This window comes from Streptomyces sp. NPDC058697 (assembly GCF_042715345.1).
Lineage (GTDB): Bacteria > Actinomycetota > Actinomycetes > Streptomycetales > Streptomycetaceae > Streptomyces > Streptomyces liliifuscus.
In genome coordinates, this window is the sequence record NZ_JBHXSU010000038.1 from 24147 (window position 1) to 45655 (window position 21509).

The 21509-nt window shown below is 69.4% G+C and carries 15 protein-coding genes and 1 pseudogene; 4 read left to right on the forward strand and 12 right to left on the reverse strand.

Annotated features, from left to right (window positions below):
• Window positions 1–496 precede the first annotated feature (496 nt).
• From ACFWXQ_RS43890 to ACFWXQ_RS43920, 7 genes are read right to left on the reverse strand one after another with little or no spacing between them, the layout of a single operon-like run.
• Window positions 497–1648: a C40 family peptidase gene (locus ACFWXQ_RS43890; protein ID WP_383940826.1), complete on the reverse strand. Its 1152-nt coding sequence runs from the start codon at window positions 1646–1648 to the stop codon at window positions 497–499.
• Window positions 1645–4272: a hypothetical protein gene (locus ACFWXQ_RS43895; protein ID WP_383940824.1), complete on the reverse strand. Its 2628-nt coding sequence runs from the start codon at window positions 4270–4272 to the stop codon at window positions 1645–1647. Before ACFWXQ_RS43895 ends, ACFWXQ_RS43890 begins: the two co-directional genes overlap by 4 nt.
• Entirely contained in the window at window positions 4273–4650 is a 378-nt protein-coding gene (locus tag ACFWXQ_RS43900) for a hypothetical protein (protein ID WP_383940822.1), read from the reverse strand.
• Window positions 4647–7316 carry an ATP-binding protein gene (locus ACFWXQ_RS43905; RefSeq protein ID WP_383940819.1) on the reverse strand — a complete coding sequence of 890 codons (2670 nt, stop codon included), beginning with the start codon at window positions 7314–7316 and terminating at the stop codon, window positions 4647–4649. The genes ACFWXQ_RS43900 and ACFWXQ_RS43905 overlap by 4 nt, the downstream gene beginning before the upstream one ends.
• Window positions 7313–7879 (reverse strand): hypothetical protein, encoded by a 567-nt coding sequence (locus ACFWXQ_RS43910; RefSeq protein WP_383940816.1) that lies wholly within the window; start codon window positions 7877–7879, stop codon window positions 7313–7315. Before ACFWXQ_RS43910 ends, ACFWXQ_RS43905 begins: the two co-directional genes overlap by 4 nt.
• Window positions 7876–8217, reverse strand: coding sequence for a hypothetical protein (locus ACFWXQ_RS43915; RefSeq protein WP_383940814.1), 342 nt, complete (start codon window positions 8215–8217; stop codon window positions 7876–7878). The genes ACFWXQ_RS43910 and ACFWXQ_RS43915 overlap by 4 nt, the downstream gene beginning before the upstream one ends.
• Window positions 8214–9146 (reverse strand): conjugal transfer protein, encoded by a 933-nt coding sequence (locus tag ACFWXQ_RS43920; RefSeq protein ID WP_383940811.1) that lies wholly within the window; start codon window positions 9144–9146, stop codon window positions 8214–8216. The genes ACFWXQ_RS43915 and ACFWXQ_RS43920 overlap by 4 nt, the downstream gene beginning before the upstream one ends.
• Before the next feature lie 882 nt (window positions 9147–10028).
• On the opposite strand from ACFWXQ_RS43920, the gene ACFWXQ_RS43925 reads away from it, so the two are divergent.
• The 3 genes and pseudogenes from ACFWXQ_RS43925 to ACFWXQ_RS43935 form a co-directional block, all read left to right on the forward strand.
• Window positions 10029–11456, forward strand: coding sequence for a hypothetical protein (locus ACFWXQ_RS43925; RefSeq protein ID WP_383940853.1), 1428 nt, complete (start codon window positions 10029–10031; stop codon window positions 11454–11456).
• Between the two features lie 152 nt (window positions 11457–11608).
• Window positions 11609–12910 carry a hypothetical protein gene (locus tag ACFWXQ_RS43930; protein ID WP_386270327.1) on the forward strand — a complete coding sequence of 434 codons (1302 nt, stop codon included), beginning with the start codon at window positions 11609–11611 and terminating at the stop codon, window positions 12908–12910.
• Between the two features lie 767 nt (window positions 12911–13677).
• Window positions 13678–15096: pseudogene (locus ACFWXQ_RS43935) on the forward strand (ISL3 family transposase); the annotation flags it as partial.
• 149 nt (window positions 15097–15245) lie between these two features.
• On the opposite strand, the gene ACFWXQ_RS43940 reads toward ACFWXQ_RS43935, so the two are convergent.
• Both ACFWXQ_RS43940 and ACFWXQ_RS43945 read right to left on the reverse strand, forming a co-directional pair.
• Entirely contained in the window at window positions 15246–15920 is a 675-nt protein-coding gene (locus tag ACFWXQ_RS43940; RefSeq protein WP_383940850.1) for a Type 1 glutamine amidotransferase-like domain-containing protein, read from the reverse strand.
• Window positions 15920–16570 carry a hypothetical protein gene (locus tag ACFWXQ_RS43945; protein ID WP_383940805.1) on the reverse strand — a complete coding sequence of 217 codons (651 nt, stop codon included), beginning with the start codon at window positions 16568–16570 and terminating at the stop codon, window positions 15920–15922. Before ACFWXQ_RS43945 ends, ACFWXQ_RS43940 begins: the two co-directional genes overlap by 1 nt.
• A 239-nt stretch (window positions 16571–16809) precedes the next feature.
• Between ACFWXQ_RS43945 and ACFWXQ_RS43950 the strand changes: the two genes are divergently transcribed.
• Window positions 16810–17313 carry a hypothetical protein gene (locus tag ACFWXQ_RS43950; protein ID WP_383940802.1) on the forward strand — a complete coding sequence of 168 codons (504 nt, stop codon included), beginning with the start codon at window positions 16810–16812 and terminating at the stop codon, window positions 17311–17313.
• 483 nt (window positions 17314–17796) lie between these two features.
• Here ACFWXQ_RS43950 and ACFWXQ_RS43955 read toward each other — a convergent pair whose 3' ends face one another.
• From ACFWXQ_RS43955 to ACFWXQ_RS43965, 3 genes are all read right to left on the reverse strand, one after another.
• The gene (locus ACFWXQ_RS43955) at window positions 17797–18702 is read right to left on the reverse strand and encodes a hypothetical protein (protein ID WP_383940800.1); all 906 of its coding nucleotides are present in this window, start codon (window positions 18700–18702) and stop codon (window positions 17797–17799) included.
• Window positions 18703–18839: 137 nt separating this feature from the next.
• Complete coding sequence (locus ACFWXQ_RS43960; protein WP_383940797.1) at window positions 18840–19745, reverse strand: replication-relaxation family protein; 906 nt, start codon at window positions 19743–19745, stop codon at window positions 18840–18842.
• Between the two features lie 446 nt (window positions 19746–20191).
• Window positions 20192–21190, reverse strand: coding sequence for a hypothetical protein (locus ACFWXQ_RS43965; protein WP_383940794.1), 999 nt, complete (start codon window positions 21188–21190; stop codon window positions 20192–20194).
• Window positions 21191–21509 lie beyond the last annotated feature (319 nt).

Sequence of the window (21509 nt, forward strand, 5' to 3'; positions counted from 1 at the left end):
CTGCCGTCGCGGCGGGCGATCGCCGCCTGGATCCGGAAGCCAACGGTGGCGAATGCCGGGGCCACCGCCTGGTCCGTGTCGGGGAAGACGTCCGGCCACTTCGTCCGGCCGACTCCTGTGGCGTCCGCGCGCAGCAGCGCCCGGCCGGCGGTGAGCAACTGCCGCTCGTCGGCGTCGGGAAGGTCCGATGGCCATGCTGCCTCCAGCGACTGCTGGACAGCCATGTCCCCGCGCACGCCTTCGCCGTGCGGCGGCAGAGCGGACTCGAGGACCGACGGTGTCGGTACGGCGGGCGAGGCGGAGACAGACGCAGCGGCGGCTGACTTGTCCTCAGAAGGCAATGAGGCCGCAGCGGACTGATCTGCGGTCACGGTGGACGACGTCTCAGGAGCCGGTGACTCCTGGCCGTGCGGTACGACCAGCAAGACGATGCCCGCGACGGCGAGGAGGACGGCGCTCCCGATCAGCAGCCGCGACGATCGCGCCGGAGAAGCGGTCACAGGAGCCTCGCTCCCCCCGCGAAGCCGGACATGGTGTTCACACCGTCCAGGCGCACCACCGTCCCCGGTTTGGGGGCGTTGACCATCTGCCCGCTGCCCAGGTAGATGCCCACGTGGTAGATCGCCGCGTCGCGTCCAGGAGCTGTGGCAAAGAAAACGAGGTCACCGGGCTTGAGCGCGAGCGTGCCGACGCTGGCCGGGATCCGCTGGCCGACTCCGGCCTGGGCGGACGCGACGCGCGGCAGTCTGACGCCAGCCCTCGCGTATGCGTACTGGGTCAGCCCCGAGCAGTCGAAGCCCTTGACCCCCGTGCCGCTCTTCCCGCTCGGCGAGCAGCAGGACCCGGTCGACTTGCCGTTCGAGTTGCCACCACCCCACGAGTAGGGCACGCCTCGCTGGGAGAGCGCCGCCTCGATGACGGTGCGGACTTTCCCGGACACGTTCTTCAAGTTCGGGCCTTTGGCGGCCGCCGTGTACTGGTCGATCCACCCGAGCACGTTGGCGACGTACTCACCTGAATGGTTGTACTGAAGGATCGCGGCCTTGAGCTGGGCGCGCTTGGTCAGGTTCCGGCCGTTGCCGCACAGGTATTTCGCGGCGCCGAGCGCGGCGTCGTCGGCGTTGTGGGGGTCGGCAACCTCGGCACCGCCTGCGCCTTTCCAGACGCCTTCCCAGGTGGAGGGCAGGAACTGGAAGGGGCCGACAGCGCGTTCGCCTTGAGAATTGCCGTCCCACTTTCCGCCGTCGGTGTCCGGGAAGGACGTGGTGTTGCCACCGAGGCCGGAACCGTTGAGGAGCACTCCGTAGATCTTCGGGCGGATGTCTCCGTTGTCGGCGATGTTGCGGCCCACCGCGTGGTTGGACTCGACCTTGGCGATTCCAGCGAGGACTGGCCAGCGCATGCCGCGGCACTTCGGCTCATGCTTGCCGACCTGCTGGACGGCCTTCTTGTAGGCGGCCAGCATCCGTGCCGGGATGTCCGCCGCACTGCCGCCCTCGGCGATCCCGCCGTCCTCCTGAGCGGCTGTCTTCAGCGCGACGTACGCACTGATCGCGTTCCCCACCGGTGCGGCACAGCACACGGCGGCGAACAGCAGCATCACCACCACGCAGCCCCACTTGGCCATCCGGCCACGACGGTGCCTCACTCGCCATCACCACCGTCACGGGGTCCGTCCGTGCCGTCCGTCGGACGCGGCCGCGAACCGTCGTCGTGCCCCTGGCCGAGTGCGTCCAGGATCCGGCGGCGCGACTCGGAGGGAGTGTTCGTCTGCCGCTGCGGCGGAGCGGGCGATGTCGGCGCGGAGCGCTGCGTACCGGTCGTGCCCGGCCGTGTCGTCGTGCTACCGGTGGGCAGGCGGCGGCTGCGGAAGGCTATTTCGCCGCGGTCGTCGTTGTGGTCTCGCATCACCTGGGCGGTGTGCCGCCCCACGTCTCCCCAGGCCCGGCGGTCCTCGCGCATGGTGTTGCGCCACACCTGAACCTGCTGGCGGGCGTCCTGGGTGTAGCGCGAGCCGTTCTGCCCGGCCCGGCGCACGTTGGCCGGCAGACCAGCCGTCGCTCCGTAGGCGGTCCGGCCGCTCCGGTTGAGGATGCGGTAGCCGCGGAAGCGGACCAGCCGGTTGTGGGCTCGTGTGGACAGCAGGGTGCGGTCGGTGTTCTGGTCATGCAGTACCTCACCGGTATTGCGGTCGACGACCTGGCCTTCCTCATCGCGGTAGCGGTCCCGCGGGCCACCGCGCCGGAGACGACCGCCCTCACCCTCGCCGTCACCGCCGCCCACGGCGCCACCCTCACCGTCGACCCCGGTCGGCTTCTGCCACTTGGCCAGTTGCTCCTTGTCCGGCCGACGGCCGATCAGCAGCCAGTGCGCGCCCTTCGCGCCGACCCGTGCTCCCAGCCCGCCTACGGCCGCGGCCGCGGTGAGCGGAGCCAATCCGCGCCCGGCTTCGGCGCCGGCGTCGGCGAGAACCCCGCCGGTGTCGATTGGCATGCCGGCGCCGTCGACGAGGGAGCTGAGGGCGCCCATGAGGCGCTGGCGGGTACCAAGCAGTCCGTACCGGCCGCCACCGCCGCCGGTGAAGGCGCGCAGTGAGCCGCCGTAACCGCCCATCGAGGCAGGGGAGTTCATGGCGAGCGCGGCGCCGAGCTCGCTGGTGTCGCCGGGCATGTGGGTCCCGCCGACCTTGGCGTAGCGCATCCGCATGGCCATGCGTCGGCCGAAGGAGGTGATACCGGTCAGCAGTCTGCGGTGCCCGGCCGCGCCGGCGACGGCCAGCACGTCGATCAGCAGGATCCGCTCCACCATCAGGTCCGGGCCATCGGTGATCGTGGCGTCGACGGCAATGCCGAAGAACGGCACGAACGCGCAGACACCGACCATGGCGAGGATCGCGATACCCCAGATCGACAGCCACCTCCACACCGACTGACGTGGGGGCCCGGGCAGCATCGCGGCGACGAACGTAACGCCGCCGACAGCCGCGGCCGCGGCGCAGATGCCCTGGGTGCCGAGCAGGACGATTGCCGAGGACAGCAGCATGCCGCAGATGAACAGTGCGCCGATCAGCAGCAGGACGGCGCCGCCGACCCGCCACCAGGTGGGCTGTGCGGCGTACTCAGCGCAGGCCTTGCCGACCGGGCCGGCCTTCTTCAAGTCGGCGAGGAACGCGGCGAATTCCTGGTCCTCTTCGGTGACGACCGGAGCGACGGCGTCCAGCAGTTCGCCGCCAGGAGTCAACGACGGCAGACCGCCGTCGTCCTCGCGCTCACACTGCCTCTTCGCCTCGCCCTTGAGCAGCCTGCAGGTGTCGTCGTTGTCGTTGCCGCGCTCGCAGTACGCCTTCCCGGGGCCGGCGATCTTCTCGCAGGGGTCGTTCTTGTCCTGGTTCTCGGTGTCGGCCTTGTAGCCGCCGACGACCCACTTCAGGTGGATGGCATAGGCCTGGCGGTCGGCAGTCTTGGCCGGGTCGAGGATGCGCCCGTACTGCAGCAGCATGTAAGGCTTCACGATCAGTGCGTTGGTGATCGAGTCCTGGAGCGCGCGGGCCACGTCCGTGGAGGAGACCGGGGCTTCGTTCTCCCGTTCCTGGCACTTGATCTCCTGCATGCCGGCCATGCCGTCGCAGGGGCCGCGGCTGGCAAGTTTGCCGCCCCAGTCGTAGGCGTTGACGCTCTCCTTGGCGACCTCGGCAGCCACCTGCTGGGACTGCCCCACAGGTCCGTCCTGGGTAAGCAGATAGTCGGGGCGGACAAATGCGGACGCGGCGAATGCCGCGATCAGCAGGGTCAGGAAGATCTCGCCGAGACCGCGGCCGACGCGGCCGCGCACGATCATGAATCCGGCGAAAACGAAACCCCAGGCCAGCAGGAGCCCCTTCAGCCCGAGGGCGTCGACGACCACGTTGTTGTAGGCGTCGGCGACCTTCTGGGCCGGAGCGGTGAGGAGCTTCAGCAGCGGGAACCGGAAGGCCACCTCGATGGCCCACCCGGCCAGGCCGACCAGGAGCCGGATGAGGGTGAACAAGCCTCCAAGAGCGAAGGCGAGGGCCTGCGTCTTGAAGGCGACGATGGAACCGCCTTCGGAGTTGAGCTCGTAGCCGTTGATCGCCACCCCCTCGGAGGAGGTGATGTTCAGCGGTGCGAGGAGGTCACCGGTCTCACTGCCGTTGCTCGCCGCGTACACGACCTGGCTGTTGACCAGGACGAAGACGCCGGCGAGCAGGACGACGACACCGGCCGAGCGGAGCGTCGTGCGGTCCGGGCGCCACATTCAGTGCCGCCCGTGTCCGGCAGCGCCCCGGCGCCGCCACACGACGAGGGCAGCCAGTCCTGCAACGGCCGGAACGGCCATCCATGCCGCGTTGGCGCCGTCGCGGTGGGCCTGGTGCGCCGAGGAAGTAGTGGAGCTGGTGCCGCGTTCGCAGTACTTCTTGGCCGGGCCCGCGATCAGTTCGCATGGATCCGGGGGCGTGGAACCGGAGTGAGTGTCGGCGGCGAAGGCTTGTCCGGTGCGCGGCCACCACGACTCCGGCATGCTTGCCCCCACCACCAGGGCGAGCAGGGTGGTCGGCACGGCTATCAACATCAGGGCGCTCGCCACGGCGGCGATGCGCCGGCAGCGGGACGAGGAGAAAGGAGACGTGGTCATGAGACGTGCTCCTTCGGTCGCCCCGCGTCGGGATCGCCGGAGGCACGCGCGACCGTACGGCGGCCCGGTGTGGTGGTGATGGAGGTGGTGATGCGCTCGATGCGGGGGATGACGGCTTTGACCCGGCCGGTGTTCTGCCGTGGGCAGGCCAGCAGGAATTCGCCCTCGCGACCCTTCTGCCCGACGGGGGACAGGCCGGTGGTCACCAGCCGCAGCAGCTCTGGATCGTTCGGGTCGAGCCCGACGAACTCCAGGCCGCGGCGGGCGCGTTCGCGGTCGGCGGTGCGGGCGAGTGCCCGGTAGGCCATCAGTCCGCGGTCGGGGCCGAGCTCCTCGGCGTCATGACTGGCGGCGAGCAGGCCCGCACCGTGTTTACGGCCGTCGTGGAGGATCTCGTGGACCAGGGCGGTGCCCTCGGCCGACGAGGTGAGCCAGTACAGCTCGTCCGCGACCACCGCGGTGAACCGTGCGGGGTCCTCGAACGCGGTCTGCCGGGCGATCGCAGCGATCAGATACAGCACGGCGCGCCCGATCAGTGCTTCCAGCGGCTGCTGGTGCAGGATCTCCGGATTGTCGAACGCGGCCTTGGGCGGCAGCTTCAGACCGGCCGTCGTGATGACGATCATGTCGGAGGTGCTGGAGGCGTCCAGCCGCACCGGCGGCAGAGTGGAGTCGAACACCATCGCCGCCAGTGAGTTGGTGGCCACCACGCGGATGAGGCCAGCGAGGGTGGCGGCCGCGTCCTGCCGCTTGCCCACCTCGCTCGTGGCCATCTCCTCCAGGACCTGAAGTACACGTCGCATGGACGGCTGCTCGCTGGCGGCGGCCTGTTCGACGGCATGGTGCAGGACCTCGCCGTTGGTGCTCATGGGGCCGATACCGAGCTGGAGGGTGAGGTAGGACAGGGCGTAGTGGCGGCCTTCGGGTCCGTTGAACATACGCAGCGGGTCGATCGAGACCTCGGCCCGGGCGGCGTCGATGATCTGGACGCGGCCTTTGGCGGCGGTGCGGGCGAAGGCGGCCCATTCGCGTACGGGCGTGCGGTCGATACAGATCGCGCAGCCGCCGCGTGCCCACACGGCCTCGGATATCAGTTTCTGCAGGACGCTCTTCCCGGCTCCCAGGTCACCGACGATGCCCAAAGAGGCGCTGGCGTCGTGCTTCGGCGCGTCCGCGACGTTGATCATGACGGGGCGGGTGGTGCCGCAGTCCAGGTCGAGGCCGAGGAACATGCCGTTGGGGTCGCCGACCTCCCCGGTACTGAAGGCGCCGCCCAGGGCCCAGTCCTCAGAGACCTGATGCTGGGTGAACTCCCGCACCACACCCGGCCGTGCGGTCCCCGGCAGCCCGAGCAGGAACAGCGCCTCCTGAAGGCCTGCCGGGCGTACGGCGCGGTAGTCGGCGCCGCCGAGCAGGGCTGCCAGGGCCCGGGCGCGGGCGTCGCAGACCGCGGCGGTCGGCCCCCACACCGTCAGTACGGTCACCGACTGCACCTCGACCTCGACCGACGTGCGCGACAGACGGGCGTCCAGCTCGCCCAGGTCGCGGGCCGCCTCCGTCAGCGAGGCCGGCATGCCGGTGGGGCGGGCGTCGTACTGGTCGGCCTGGTCGACGAGTTCGTTCCGCTTGCGTCGCACCTGATCCCGCGCCTTCTCGGCAGGCACCAGCGCAAGGTCGACGGTGTAGTCGACGGGGAAGTCCAGCCTCTCCAGCTGCGCGAACAGGTCGGCGGCATCCGCGCTGACCGAGGGAGGGCACTCGGCGAGCGCCAACTGTGCCTGGTAGCCGGTGCCGGCGTCGGACTCGATCTGCAGCCACCGCCGGCGCAGCGGAGAGGCAGTTTTGATCCGCCACCAGGCCTTGCGTCCCGACCGCGTGAGCTGGTCGGCGCTCTTGAGGTCGTCGACGTCGTCGAGTTCCGGGTCGATGCCGCCCTCCTGGAGGCGGGCCTGCCCGAGATCGGCGTAGCTGGGAGAGTGCAGCACCCCCTCGCGCACCCGCCCGCCGTACAGCTCGCTGCTTTCGGCCTCGGCCAGCAGCGGCTCATCCAGACCGCGGTGCAGGGCGTGCTGGATCATCCATACGATCTCCGCCGGACGTGCAGGGCGGAACGCGATGCCGCCGGCGAGTGCGGCCTCCACCCGGGAGGCTTGCTCCTGATATGCGGTCACCTCCCGGCGCGCTACCGGCGCCGGCCGCATGCCCAGCGACGGAGCGATCTCCGCCCACACCGCGCCGAACTGAGCAGTCATCTGCGAGCCGGCGCCCTCGGTCGACAGCGGGATGGCCAGCCACAGGGTGCGGCGGTGCATCTCCTGCCCGTCCAGCAGATCCAGCGTGGCCTCGACGTTCTCCACCCACGGATGAGCCTGGCCCGGCGGCGCATCGGCGGGCTCGATGCCCTCGATCATGCGCAGCGCGACCTCCCCCGGATCGACCCGGGCGCACCAGCCGAACAGCCTCGGCGCCCCGGACAGCGACCGCACCAGATGCGTGATCTTGGCGAGCTGCTCCTCCCGTACAGCGGCCGGCACATAGGTGCCCTGCACGGTCTCCTCCGTGCGGCCTTGCACGTCGGGGCCCGGGTGGAGGCGGTAGAGGGCCCACACGCTGCCGGACGTCGACCACACCAGATGCCCGGCGATATGACGGATCGGCACCCTCACCGCGCACCCCCAGCCTGTTCGGCGAGCGCGAGCAGCTGCTGAACACCCGACACCGGCCGCGCCGACTCCGACCCGGGCGCGGCCGGGCGAGGGCCCGGCCGTGACCGTGCCGGTTGCCGGTGTGGCGGACGCGCGGCGGACGCCTTCGACCGCGGAGCCGTGGTAACCCGCGTTGTCGGGGCAGGCCCCTCGATGACGAAGCCGCCGACCAGAGGGCGGGCGGCGTGGTCGCGGGCCGCCCGGCCGCCGATCCGGCCCCCGCGCGGCTGCCAGCACAGCAGCAACCAGCCCAGGGCCGCCGGGAGCGGGGCACGGCCTCCGATCTTCTGACGGCGCACCGCCCAAATAGCCAGCAGCCAGGCGGCGATCGGGACCGGCCCCATCCACGACCACCACGGAATCGTCTTGACCAGCAGGAAACCGCCGACGACAGCAAGGAGGATCTGCGCGGGGGTGTACGGGCCGAGCGGGATGCGCCAGTCGGCCACCTTGCCCAGCACCCACGGGTGACGGCGCGCCGCGGTGTAAAAGCGGCCTGTCCGCATTGATGCGGCGGCGCTCACAGCCGGCCTCCGACACCTGCGGAGTGCTCACGGCCGGCCGCTGGCCCACCCTGGACGATGCCGGGAGCGGCGGGCGCGCCTTTGGACGGGTTCTTGACCTCGTCCTCGAACATGCTGGCCAGGTCGTTGCGGGAGTTGTACAGGCCGAGCGCGATCACCATCAGGATCAGTGCGCCGATCCCGGCCTTCAACGAGAACTTCTGGATCATGATGACGACCACGAGCACGAGCAGCCCGGCTTGCAAGCCCTTGGTCGCCCACCCCATGAGCATGTCGATCCAGCTGTCGCCGAGTTCGTCCAACTCCCCGGCGAGCACCAGGCTGTTCACGGTGTTCACCGGTCGCCTCCCGCCTGGGCAGTGGTGCCGGTCTGGAGTGCGGTGATTTCCCAGCGTCCCGAGCGGGCCTTGAGTGTCAGTTCGTACGCCAGCGGCCATCGCCCGTCCCGGTCGCGGGCTTCCACCTGGGCTATCACCCGCGCCAAGGTCCCGTCCGCGGGGACGGACTCGGCGGCCGCTTCCTGGTCGGCGGCGAGGACCTGCTGGACGGTGAGCGTCTCGTACGGGGCGGGGGAGACAGGCGACAGCTGAACCCCGGGAGTGAGGTAGCGGTCGACTTCGCCGGCCCCGGTCAGATAGGCGGCGAGGAACTCCCCAGCCGTGGCCGACAGATCGCCGTCGGTCGGGACGGTCACTGTGTATGGCGACTGCCCTGCCTCGGCGCGTGCCGGGCCGGCCACCGCCCCAGGGGCACCGGACACGGTGAACGAGGCGCCACCCGAGTCGGCGACGACGGGCACCGCGAAGTAGCGCACCGAGCCGTCGGCGTACTGCGCAGCCACCGTCACCGACCACGCCGTGCCGGTCCGCTGCGCACTGCGCACCGCCACGACCGACTCCGGCCCGGGCTGCGCATCCGACAGATCGGGAAGATCAACGTCCGGGCCCATCGACTGCGCAAGCCGGGCCTGCGCACTGGTCTCCCGGCCTGCGCGGCTGCGCAGCCACACGTCGAGGAACACCGTGGCGTACCCGGACGGGTTGGCCGACACGGTCGTCTTCACGGTGGTCGGCTTCGTCGCGGGGGCGGCACGGACCACGGTCGCCGGGGTGGCGACGGCGACGGTCAGTGCGATGGGCCCGGCCGCCACCGCGGTCCACACGCCCAGGCGGCCCAGGTGGACCCGGCGCCGCATCTGCTGCAGCCGGGCGTCCGCAGCTGTCGGAGGAGGCGCCTGCTCCTCCCGTGACTGCTTGGCACGAGGCATTCCGAACTCCCAGGTCAGAGCAAGTTGTTGCTTCTGACCCGAGGCAACCGGCCGCCCCCGACCCGACCACCGACCACGAAGGCCCGACCACGATCACGAAGAGGACACAAAGGCCGTGGTCGGGTCTGTGGTTGGCCCGACCACAGACCCGACCACGACATTTCGCACCACGCGGAGTCCGTTTCGAAACGCGGACCCCATGGTGATCGGGGCGGCCGGCACAGCGGTGCGTACGCGCGGGAAGGCCTCCGGGCGAGCGGCACCTCGCCGGACGAACCGGGCAACTGCGCCACCAGAACTGCGGCTGCGCGGCCGGAAACCGAGGGCGCCCCGCACGGTGCGTACTCACACGCACACGCCGATTGCGCACGACGCTCGGCCCGGTGCGCAGCACCCCGCGCACGGCTGCGCAGGGTGCTGCGCACCGATTGCGCAACGCGGACCAGACACCCCCGTTCAAGGCCGGCCGCGCGGTGGGGCCGACGCGCCACGAGGGCCTCAATCCATCCCGGAATCTCCAAAGAGGGCGTCGCGGATCGAACCCGCCACGACGCGAAACGTGCCGGAGAACGCGCCGCCGATCGCAGCCAGTCCAGCCTTCTTCCCGCACCGTCCGCGAAGCAACTGCCCGACCCGTGGTCGGCCCGACCACAGACCCGACCATGGCAGTCCAGCCAGCATGTTGCCGGATCGTGATCGGTGGTCGGGGGTTGTGGACGCCGTCCTGGTCGGCGTCGGCGGGTGAGCTGCATCCATGGATCCCACGCGCGTCTCCTCAACCGTCGGCACCCCCCGTCTCGCTTCGGCGAACGGTGTGGGCTGCTGCGCGCACAGAGCAGTCACGGACGCGCGATGACCGGAGGCCGGATCCGCCGCGGTTCGATGGCCGGCGACCAGTTCACCCAGATCGCCAACGGCCTTTTCCGTGACCGTCGTCTCTCCTACAAGGCGAAAGGAATCTTCGGACTCATCAGCACGCACGAGGACGGCTGGGAGGTGACGGTCGCCGGGCTGGTCCGCTCCGGGCCCGACGGACGGGATGCGGTGCGTACCGGGCTGCAAGAACTGGAGACCCACGGCTATCTGATCCGCGAACGTCTCCGCCGTACGACTGGCACCCTCGGCGAGATCGTCTACTCCATCACCGATCACCCCACCTTCGTCGACGCCTTGATGGCGGACGCCGCCACGGCACTCGCAGCAGCGCCGACGGCGCCCGCGGAAGGCCGGGGCGAATACAGCGTGGGGATCCGCCGAGGCGTGATGGCTGCCGACCAGTTCACTCAGATCGCCAACAGCCTGTTCCGCGACAGCCGCATGTCCTTCAAGGCGAAGGGGCTGTTCGGACTGATCAGTACCCACCGCGAAGGCTGGCACATGACCGTCGCGGACCTGGCCCGCCGCGGACGCGAAGGCGTCGACGCCGTGACGAGCGGGCTGGAGGACCTTGAGCGCTACGGATTCCTGCAGCGGGACCGCGACCGAAACCCGGACGGCACCCTCGGCTCGGCCACGTACTTCATCACCGACCTGCCCAGCCTGCAAAACGCCAGGTCACAACCAGAGTCGGGAAATCCAGGACTGGATAACCCTACGTTGGCTGACCGCCCCACAAAGAACACCATCGTTAAGAAGACCAACAAGCAGAACACCAGATCCTTCCCTCCGTGCGCCCGCAGCGAAGCCGCGCGGACACCCGCCCCGAGGGGCCGAAGGGACCAGGCAGGCGCGCCCCCGGCGGATGACATGCATCCGGGTATCCGGCTGCTGCTGGAGATCGGGGCGGGCTGTCCTGAACTGCTGCTGACCGGGAAGCCGCTGACCGATCAGGGCCGCGTCGTGACGGTGATGATGGACGCCGGCTGGAGCCCCGAACAGCTGCGCCACGTCATCACCGACCGGCCCCTGCCACACCCCGTGCGCACCACGGTCGGCGCGATCATTGCCGCCCGCCTGAGGGCTGCCCAGGCCTACCCGCCGCCCACCACGGTGGCAGATCACCGGGCACGTTCGCCGGACGACGAGCGCTTCGCCTTGTCGACAACCGAGTCGTCCTCGGCGACGGCTTCCGCCGCCCGCACGGTGAGCGTGGCCCTGGCCTACCGGGCGCTCGTCGAATGCGCGGGTTGCGGCAGGCCCGGCACCGCCCCCGGTGAAGACCTCTGCCCGGCCTGCCTCGACTGGCCGCTGTGCCGCACCTGCCCCGGGCCGACGCCCCGCCGCGCTCACCCCGACGGTGACGGCCGCTGCGCCACCTGCACCTCCGCCCTGGCCGCCATGACCGACCTTCTGGAAGGGAGCACTTCGTGATGGACCCGCTCCACACACCACCCCGGACGGCACCTCAGCAGCCTCTGCGTCCCTTCGCCTGCGATCCGAAACGGTGGGAGGACGAACGATCCCGCGCGCTGCAGGCCGGCCACATCTGCCGTGACACCACGTGCACCAGCATGTGTGAGCCCGTGCTTGTGTACGAGCGCACCGGGTGGGGGTGGCTGGCCTGGACCGTGCCCGGGGACGGCACTCTGCCCGAACTCCCTCGGCAGATCGGGGTGCTCACCCCGGGCGCGACGCTGATGCAGCGGCTGGCCGCGCGCTGGCTGACCCGGCGTCCCGCCAGACGCATCGCGCTGGCCCCCGCGAGCTCCGCATCCCTGCGGCTCTCCGCGGTCGCCGTGGGGGTCATCAGCCTCGTCGCCGCCCTGTTCGTCCTCGGCCGCGGCATCCCCGGCGACCTTGTGCTGCCCGGGATGCTGCTCGCCCCGTTGCTCGCCGAGCACCTGCCCGACCGGCTCGACGACCGGGCCGGCGAACACGTCCGCAGCGTCGGAGGCGACGCCGCCTGCCAGTACCTGCAACGCCTCGCGGCCCTGCACGCCTCCCTCGTCCAGGCCGCCGCCGACGGCGACCGCTACGAACTGCGCCGCTCGGCCGAGATAGGCCAGCACCTGCTGTGGGACGCCGCTGGCCTCCTCCAGAGCCAGGACACCCGCTCGGCCTCGGCTCAACTGATCGACCGTGAGCGGCTGATGGTCCAGCTCGCCGACCAAGTCGCCCAGAGCCTGGAGCGCAGTCGCACCGAGGCCCGCTTCGGCGCAGCGGACCAGCCCCGCGGCCCTGAAGGCCCCTTGGGCCCGTACCCGCCCGGCTTCGCACCGGCCACGCGGCCAGCACCGCGACGCGAGCCCGGCACTTCACCGCTGAAGGGATACCGCCCCGTGACCCAGGACCAGCCCGACAACGTCCACACCACGGACGTCTATCTGCTCTTCGCGCACGAGCCGTACTACCTCGGCGATGGCTCCCAAGAGATCAACACCGTCGTGGTAGCCGCCGCGTCCCTGCTCCACCCCCAGGTGCGGCAGCCCGACGGGGCTCAGATCCACAACCGCCTGACCCAGGGACGCAAGCCGGGCGAGATCATCCCGCTCTCTACCCTCACTCACGAACTTGGCGGAGGCGCCGACTGGCCGATGGTCGGCGACTGGGAGACCGTCATCACCGGCCTTGTGCAGCTCGTCCGCGCAGGGGAGTGCGACGCCCTCAGCCTCGGCCTCCCTGAGATCGCGCGCGCCCTCGTCATCAGTGGTCCGTACAACCACGTGCGTGCCTTCGACGCCGCGGCCAATCAGTTCATCACCTACGGGCCCAAGGAGCGCGCCGCCGTTCTGGCCGAAGTCGACATGTTCCTCGCCCGCCTCGTAGCCGAGCAGGATCTCTGGCCGGGAGATGGCCTGGCGCCCCCGCTCTTCCAGCACCCGTAGGACCACCAATCCCATGGTGCGGCGACGGCCGTTGACCGTGAGGTCCGTTGCCAGGGCCAACTCATATGCCGACCGCCGCCGTCCCGTGCCACCGGCACCCTCAAGGAGACACTGACCATGTTGCCCACCACGGGACCTGAGGCATCCTTCACGGTCGTGCTCGTGGCCATGCCCGTGAACAGCGCCTTGCATCTGCTGAACCGAGGTGCTTCGGAACGCGGTCCGAACATGAGCTGCGGGACCGCCACATGCGCCCGCTCGCCATCGCCTGGCCGATCCTGCTGCTCGGTGCTCTGACGATGCCCGCGCTGTCCGGCAGGGTGCGGGCAAACTGGGTATGGGCAGCAGTTCCTCCCCGTGGTACCTATGGATCTGCGCCACCGTCGCGGCGCTCTTCATCACGGCCACAGCAGTGGAATCGGTCCGCGCGTCGTGTGCGGAGGCACAGCTTCGGCCGGTAGCCGAGGAACTTCCCCAGAGTGCACAACCGCTGCGCACCTGGCTCGGAGCTTCCGGGGCCGATGATGCGCAAAGCGCTCAGGTCTGGCTTGATGGCTTTGTCGAGCAGTAGCGGCTCTGGTCCACTTCCTGTGGTTGCGCACGCAGGGTGACTATTGATCTTCGCGTGATGTCGGTTGAGTTCGCCCGAAAATCGCCCGGCTGGGCGGTGGTGTGGTCGACAGTCCTTCGCCGTGAAGGAAGTGCTGCCGCAGCTGGATGAGCTGCTGTTCTCCTCAGTCGAGGGTGTGTTGGTGGAGTCGGTCGAGGTGAGTGACGCGGGCGTTCGGGTTGGGGCTCGTACGACTGTCAAGCGGGCGGCCTGCCCGGGGTGCGGATGTTGGTTGGGGCGAATACATGGCTCCTACCTGCGCTTTCCTCGTGATCTGCCGACAGCGGGCAAGCTCGTTGTGGTGTCGTTACGTGTGCGGCGGTTCGTCTGCGCGGAGGACTGCTGCTCGCGTAAGACCTTCGCCGAGCAAGTCCCAGGGCTCACTCGCCGGTTCGGGAGAAGGACTGAGCGGCTGCGATCGACGCTGGTATCGGTCGGTCTCGCACTCGCAGGCCGGGCAGGCGCCCGCATGACGGATGCTTTCAAGGTCCCGGTCAGTAGAAACACCCTGCTGAGACTGATCGCCTCGCTTCCGGACCCCGCCACCGCCACACCCCGCGTGGTCGGCGTCGACGAATACGCCCAGCGCAAGGGCCGGGTCTACGGAACCGTGCTCGTCGACGTCGAAACACGTCGTCCGATCGACCTCCTGCCCGACCGGGAGGCGGACACGCTCGCGGCCTGGCTCGCCGAGCGGCCCGGCATCGAGATCATCTGCCGTGACCGCGCTCCGTTCTTCGCCGAAGGAGCCACCCGCGGCGCCCCGCAAGCCCTCCAAATCGCTGATCGGTGGCATCTCTGGCACAACCTCGGCGAGGCCGCCGAGAAGTGCGTCTACCGGCACCGCGGCTGCCTGCGTCCCATGCCGGCGCAGCCGGAGGAACCTCGGGAGGAAGCGGAGCCAGCCGCGATATCGCCCTGGCCGACAGGGCACCGGTTCGCCGAACGCACCCGCGCCAAGCACGCGACCATCCACGCTCTCCTTGCCGCCGGCCACAGCAAGCGATCCGTCGCCCGGCAGCTCGGCATGACCCTCAACACCATCCTGCGCTTCTCCCGCGCCACGACTTGGGAGGAGATGTTCACCGGTCAGTGGCAAAGCCGTGCGACCAGGCTCGACGACTACAAGCCCTACCTCGATCAGCGCTGGCAGGAAGGCTGCACCAACGCCTGGAAGCTATGGGAGGAGATCAAGGAACAGGGCTATCCACGCGGCTACGCCAGCGTCCGGGACTACGTCAGCAGGACTCTTCGCGGCAAGCCCCAACCGGTCGGCCCCCGGCCGCCATCGGCCCGCGCCGTCACTCGCTGGATCCTCACCCACCCCGACGCGCTGTCCGAAGACGACCGACTGCAGCTCAAAGCCGCCTTGGCCAACTGCCCCGAACTGACGGCACTCGCCGAGCACGTGCGCTCGTTCGCTCACATGCTCACCCACCTGCAAGGTCACCGACTATCCGAATGGATCGAAGCGGCCAGCGCCACCACCGAACTGCCCAGCCTCCGCCACTTCGCTCAGCACCTCATCCGCGACCTCGACGCCGTCACTGCCGGTCTCACCCTCCCCTGGAACTCCGGCGTCGTGGAGGGCCATGTCAATCGGATCAAGATGCTCAAGCGGCAGATGTTCGGCCGCGGGATTCGAACTCCTCCGCAAGCGAGTTCTCCTCACTCCATGAATCGCCGTCCCAGCACTGCACCACGAACTCGCTCCGGAAGAACGCTTCATGAGGTCGGGTTGAACAACTTCCAGTGGCCCTCGGAGACCACTTCGATGGCGCCGTCGGCCACCTTGATGGCGGTCTGTTCGTCAGTCGCGTACGCCGGACCCGCGATCTGGGCCGCCCATCGTTCTGCCGCGGCCATGGTGTTTTCCGGACAAGCCGGATGATCCAGGTGCGGGAAGATCGAAAAATCAACCAGGCCCAGCGTGCTGTCGCCTCCGGTGGGCGGCTTCCAGCCCACGAAGTCCTGCCCGATGCGGGGGGTCATCACCATGCTCCCGGCGCTGAGTCCCACGTAGACCGTGTCGGGCAGCGACGGCAGGAGCCCAGCCAGCCCGGATTCCCGCATCCAGTGGCACAGGTACAGCGCGTCGCCGCCATTGACCAGCAGAACGTCTGCCTCCCGGACCCAGGAGACCCAGCGCGCTGTGTCGATGCTGGGCAGCGCGGTGAGTTCCAGCACGCCCACCGACTTCCACCCCAGCTCGGTCATGGGGCTGGGGGATCGTCCGCTGATGAATCGCCAGGGCCCGTCCGGATCGGCGTCGGGGGCCCCGTACCCCGCGGTGGGGATGCAGAGGGCGTTGGACTCGGCGATCGGCCTACCCAGGAGGTCGACCAACGCGTCCTGGATGCTCGCGTTCTTGATACCGGAGTCGGTGAGGAGAAGCTTCATCATGTCCTTCCCGAGGTCGCAAACGGCATGGGATCCAGGCCCAGCTTGCTCCGGCATGAGTCGACAGCCCGCGTGACCCATGCGGTCACGGCGTCGCGATCTGCCGCGATCGCGTGAAGCTCACGCGCCTTCTCCTGGGCTTCGACCATCCACGGGGCCAGCGCGTCCTCTCGAAGGACTCGTTCGAAGTGATCGCGGGCCGTGTCCGGGTCCCCAGCCAGGGTGGCTGCGATCCCAGAGTCGAAGCTGTCCCAGAGGAATCCCCGCCGCACCGGCCTGGACGTCAGGTATCGGGCGACGTCCGGCAGAGCTGGGAACTTATCCCTCAGCGCGGTCACGTTCGCAGCCGCCTGCCGACTGAGCTCGAGTGCCAGCGGCGTGAACTGGTCCTCGGCGCGGAACAGCTCGGAGCCGACCCGGACTGCGTCCACGTGGAAGGCCAGGTGGTCCACGTCGTGCCACAGCCACATCGCACCGACGTACAGACCGCTGCCGGCAATCCGCGGCGGGGTGAACTCCACAACCCCGAGCCACCACCCGTGATCATCAATCCACAGCCGCGACCGCCCGCGTTGGGCCAGGCCGAGCGGCTTCAGGCACTCCCGCGCCGCTGAGGTGATGATCCGGAGCACCGGACTGCGATCTGCCATGACCGGCATTATCGACTGTCCCACCGACACACCGTCGGTCGTGGTGGCACATCACCATCGCAGAGCTGTTCAACAACACTGAGCGTCACCGCTCCACAAAAGTTGGACCAGAACCCGAGTTTGGGAGGCACTGGGGTTCTTGCCAGGGCAGCACCCGAGCCCGAATCGAACAACCCGCAGCGGGCTGACCCACTGAAACCGCTGGACTGCTGGTCAGGGCACCTGTCAGTCTCCGCCTCGTGGAGATTCTCGATGTCCTGACCAACACGGCGAAGACAGGCCGACTGGGCCCGGTGTTCAGCGGAGCCGACTGGAACGATGTGACCGCAGCACTCGGCGAGCCGTGGGACATCGGAACAATGAGCCGGAACAGAAAGTGGCCGCGGCTCTTCGCCTATGGAGACCTTGAACTGAGTGTCTGCCGCTGCCGCAAGGTCTCCCTCATCTGCGTCCAGACCTGGCGTGACATCGTCGAACTCCCCCCGTCTGTTGTCGGGGGGACGGGCACCTTCCCGGCAGGGCTCAAGCACGTGGACATCGTTTCCGCCTTGGACAGGGCCGGCTGTTCATGGGAGCCGCATGCGGCGCTGACCTTCGGCAACCAGTGCTCGCTCACGGCGATCGCGTCAGGAGCGAACTTCACCTTCGAGATCCCCGAGGGCGAGGAACCCGTGCTGAACGTCATGGGCCTGCCCGGCGACGGACACGACTGCTCCGCACGGGCCGAAGGCCAAGATCACTGACGTGAAGCGCCGTCAAAACTCGTGAAGATTTATCGCCCCAGAGATCGCAAACCGCCGCTCAAACTGGTCGACAAACGCTGTCACGGAAGGTGAACGAAGCCAGGCTTGACGAAGCTCAGGAGGCCCTCAACGCCGGTCGCGGTCGGACGTCTGTGCGGTACCTCCGCCACGCCCTTCGCCGCGCCGAGGACACGGCTCGCCATGATGCTGCGCGAGGCGTGGACGCGGCCGTCATCCCGTTGGACAGCCTCCGCCAGCGCGTGGACCAAGTCGACGAGTCGGCCGGACCGTTCAGCGGCCCGCCGCTCAAGGCCTAGCGGATCGGCCCCACAGCACGGCGCCCCAGACCACCGTACGGGGTGCCGATTGCCTGTCCCCGGCTGCCCGCCGTTCTGGGCGGGGCCTGCCGAGCCAGGCGGGCAGCTCCTGTCAACCACTCCAAGCTGTCGAGAGCTGCCTGGTGTTCGTTGGACTTCCGTGCGGTCAGGGTGCCGAGGAACGGTGGACGGCCAACTCCTCGATGCGGGAGCGTCTCCAACGCTGCTGTCGCGGGCGCCCGGCACTGCCGCGGCGGTGCTCGACCCCGTCCGGTTCCTCAAGGCCGGGGAGATACCCGTGCCCCAGCGCACTGAGGAAACTGTCGGCGTCCTTGTAGCCGAGGATGCGCGCCGCGTCCGATGCTCCGACCAGGTCCTCGTGTTCCTCGCCAGCGGCTGCCAGGACCCCGCGGCGGCGGGCGACGGCGACGACAGTGGCGCGGCGCCACTTCCTGCTGGGCCGTCCGCGGGCACCCTCCTTCTTCTCCATGGAGTCCGGCTCGGGCAACTCCGGGACGCGGCCCTGGGACAGGGCGCTGGAGAAGGAGGCCGCGCTGCCGTAGCCGAGCAGGAAGGCGACCTCGGCCGTACCGAGCAGTTCGTCGGGGTCCCCGTCCGCCGACACCTCGGGCAGCGGGGAGGACGTGGCTGATCGGCGCCGGCCCTTGCCTGGCCGGCTGGTAGCCCAAGCGACGATCGTGCCGCGCCGCCAGTGCGGGCCGTCCACGCCGTCGTGGTCCGGCGGGGGGAAGTAGTCGGGCCGATCCCGGAAGTAGGCGTCGATGGTGGCCGTGCTGGCGTACCCGAGCAGCTTGGCCACCTCCCGCTTACTCAGCAGCTCGTCCTGGTCGGCCTCCAACACCGCGGCCGGCAGGGTGCGCTGCTTCGGGGCGCGCTGAGCGAAGAACGCGGCAACCTGGTCATACCGCCAGAACCGCTTGCGGCCCTCTACGGGGACCACCTGAGGGAACCCGCTGTCCGGGTCGTTGCTCAACTCGCTGACCCGGGACTTGCTCGTGCCGAACTCCGCCACGATCTGCGCGGTGTCCACGAGCCGGGTGGCCTGTGACATCACAACCCCTTGAGACGGATCGGCAAGGCGATGCCGACACCCGGGCCGAGCGCGACAGGTTCGATAATGCCAAATCGGCGTGCACGGAGTCCAGCCCGCAATTCAGGCGGCTGATGACCAACGTGCGGGCCGCGTCATCACAAGGCGGTCCACGGCCGGGGCTCGCCCCCGACGAGCGGAACCCACACTGGCCCGGTGGGACCGAGCTGTTCGATGTCTTCCAGGACCGCGGCTCCCAGCTGAACCTCGCGGGCGAGGGCCGCAACGAGCGGGTGCTGGGCGACCATCGCCTGCAGATCACCGATCCTGTCTCCCAGTCTGGCCCGGGAGGCGCCGGTGAGGACGAACAGTAGGCGGGGAAAGATCGGATACCACTTGAGCCAGGCGGGGCCGGTGGAGGCTGGCTTGCGGCGGCCGACGGGCTGGGCTTCGTGCTGGAGTAATCTGGCGTACTCGATCAGTTTCACGGCCAGGCGCTCGCTGCTCATGGTGGTGCGATCGACCTCAACGAACGCGCGCAGCTTCCGCCGGTGTTCGCCGTCGACGACGGTGTAGTGCATGAGAGCGTCGGCGACGAGCCGTTCCCCCTCACCCAGGGGATGAGATACCTCAGGGGTCCAGTCCCACGGGCCGTGCTCGTGTCCGAGTCGTCGGGCGTCTGCCGCGAAGGCCAGGTGGGCGCGTACGACGGTGAGTGTGTGCGGTGTCTTCAGTGAGGCTGCTGTTGCGGAGTTGATCGGGTACGGAGGGCGGCCCCGTAGTGCGGGGAAGTCCCGTGTCAGGCGGGCACCCTCGCTCGTGAGGTACCAGGCGCGGGTGCGGTTGGACTGGGGCAGCACCGTGTAGTCGACGAGCCCCTTCTGCCGCAGCTTGTTCAGCGGGGTGGAGATGGTCTGGCGGGCGACGTTCGGCCGAAGCAGATCGTGGAGCTGGCTGGTGGTGGCCATCCGGTGCTGGGCGAGCGCGGACAGGAGCTGATGGGGCAGTGGCTCGGCGGGCCCGGGAGTGTACGACGCAGCGGTCTCAGTAGTGGTCACTGGCATCCCTTCTTGGAGGGAGACATAGTCAAACTCCCCGGTCAGAGCGCGCTGTTGCTGACCTTGAGGAAACCTGCCGCCCCCGACCCGACCACCGACCACGACGCCCCAACCATGGTCACGATGGGGACACAAAGGCCGTGGTCGGGCCGACCACAGGCCCAGACGCCGCCGTGCGGTGCGCCCTTGGCGCCGGTCAGCTGACCCGTCCGGGACGGGAGGGACTGCCCGATCCTGGAGGTCCGCGGGCCGGCTGTGCTGAGCCAGGGCTGATGGTCGAAGAGAGCGATGGCCGGCCCGGGATCCGGGGATCCCGGTGGGAGGTTGACAGCCTCCCCCGGCCATCGGCCGACACACCCGGCCCGCCGGGGTCACATGAAGGAAACCCACAGCCAGGTGCCGTACATCGTCAGAATAGCGGCCGAGTGGCGCTGCCTGCGTTCTCTTGTGTGTCAGCCCGCCTGCAGCGTGCGGCGGGCCTCCTCGATCGTCTTCTTCCATGCGATGGCGCTGCCGTGGCCGGGATGGGACTCGGCCAGGACCTCGATGGTGACCGCGCCCGGGTCCGCGGCCGCACGCAGGGCATGCACGGCTGCCTCCATACGGCGCTCACGGAGTTCGGAACTGGTGGGGACCTGCTGGCGGGCATGTGCGAGAGCGACGACCCGCCGGCGCTTGTATCGATTGCTGGTCAGTCCCCGGTCACTGCGGAGGACGTCGTCCGGCCTGGCGAGCTCGGGCAGGATGCCGCGGGCGATCGCCCGGTTGAGCTCCAGGTGACTGCTGTAGCCGAGCATCGGCGCGGCCTGCTTGGTGTCGAGCAACTCCTCCGGGTCTCCGTCCTCGGCCGGAGCGGCCGCCTGCGTGCGGGATTTGCTCTGGGTGTTGCCCGGGCCGGGGCGCTGGTCGATCCAGTCGGCGACGGTGCCCAGGTACCAGGAGCGGCGTAGACGGCCGCCTTCGGTGGTCTCCGCGACGTCGGGCTCGGGGAAATACCCGGGCCGGTCCGCGAGCCACCCGAGCAGGGTTACGGTCCGCTTGTGCCCGAGCACCTTGGCCACCTCTGACGTCGACATCAACCGGTCGCGGGGGCCGGTGAGCAGGCTGTGGGGGACGGAGGACCGTGACGCTTTTGCCGCGCGGTAGGCCGTCAGGAAGGGGCCGATGGTGCCGCGCTTCCACCGGCGGCGCCGGCCCGCGATCTCGTCCGGCTCCGGGCATCCGGTGTTGGAGCGGTCCCGGTACAGCTCGCTCAGGCGCGAGGGGCTGAGGCCGAACTCGTCGTGGATCTGCTTGGAGTCCAGGAGTTCGTTCTCGTCGGTGCCGGTCATCGTCTTCCTCCAGGAAGGCGTGGTGAGGGGCGAAGGGCCGCGCGAGCTGGATGCGCGGAGGGCGGGGAGGAGGTCGCCGTCGGCGGCGGTGTGTGTCTGGCGGGTGGTGTCGGCCTGCATGATGGTGACCTCCCTTCGGTCGGTGTGCGATCTCGGTGGGCCGCTGCGAACTGCGCCGGCGCCGATAGTTCGATACTAGATATAAGATGTTGTGGTTGGCAAGCCGCGGATCCGAGACTTTCTCCAATTGGGAGTGCGGAACGCGGGTGTGAGCGCTGCCCGCCCTGCCGGACACCTCTGCTCCGAGCAGATCGTACGAGGTCAGGACAGGTGTACCGGACGGGCGGTGGGTAGAACGAGCCAACACGGCTTCTCCGGAGGAAGTAGCACAGGGGCGGTGAGCCTGGGGCCCCGCCGACGGGCAAGGTTCCCTCGTGCA

Excerpts from the sequence above, each read along its gene's own strand:
- ACFWXQ_RS43960 (WP_383940797.1), bottom strand. The coding sequence starts at position 19,745 with ATGCCAGTGACCACTACTGAGACCGCTGCGTCGTACACTCCCGGGCCC.
- ACFWXQ_RS43940 (WP_383940850.1), bottom strand. The coding sequence starts at position 15,920 with ATGAAGCTTCTCCTCACCGACTCCGGTATCAAGAACGCGAGCATCCAG.
- ACFWXQ_RS43945 (WP_383940805.1), bottom strand. The coding sequence starts at position 16,570 with ATGGCAGATCGCAGTCCGGTGCTCCGGATCATCACCTCAGCGGCGCGG.
- ACFWXQ_RS43900 (WP_383940822.1), bottom strand. The coding sequence starts at position 4,650 with ATGACCACGTCTCCTTTCTCCTCGTCCCGCTGCCGGCGCATCGCCGCC.
- ACFWXQ_RS43965 (WP_383940794.1), bottom strand. The coding sequence starts at position 21,190 with ATGCAGGCCGACACCACCCGCCAGACACACACCGCCGCCGACGGCGAC.
- ACFWXQ_RS43955 (WP_383940800.1), bottom strand. The coding sequence starts at position 18,702 with ATGTCACAGGCCACCCGGCTCGTGGACACCGCGCAGATCGTGGCGGAG.
- ACFWXQ_RS43925 (WP_383940853.1), top strand. The coding sequence starts at position 10,029 with ATGGCCGGCGACCAGTTCACCCAGATCGCCAACGGCCTTTTCCGTGAC.
- ACFWXQ_RS43895 (WP_383940824.1), bottom strand. The coding sequence starts at position 4,272 with ATGTGGCGCCCGGACCGCACGACGCTCCGCTCGGCCGGTGTCGTCGTC.
- ACFWXQ_RS43920 (WP_383940811.1), bottom strand. The coding sequence starts at position 9,146 with ATGCCTCGTGCCAAGCAGTCACGGGAGGAGCAGGCGCCTCCTCCGACA.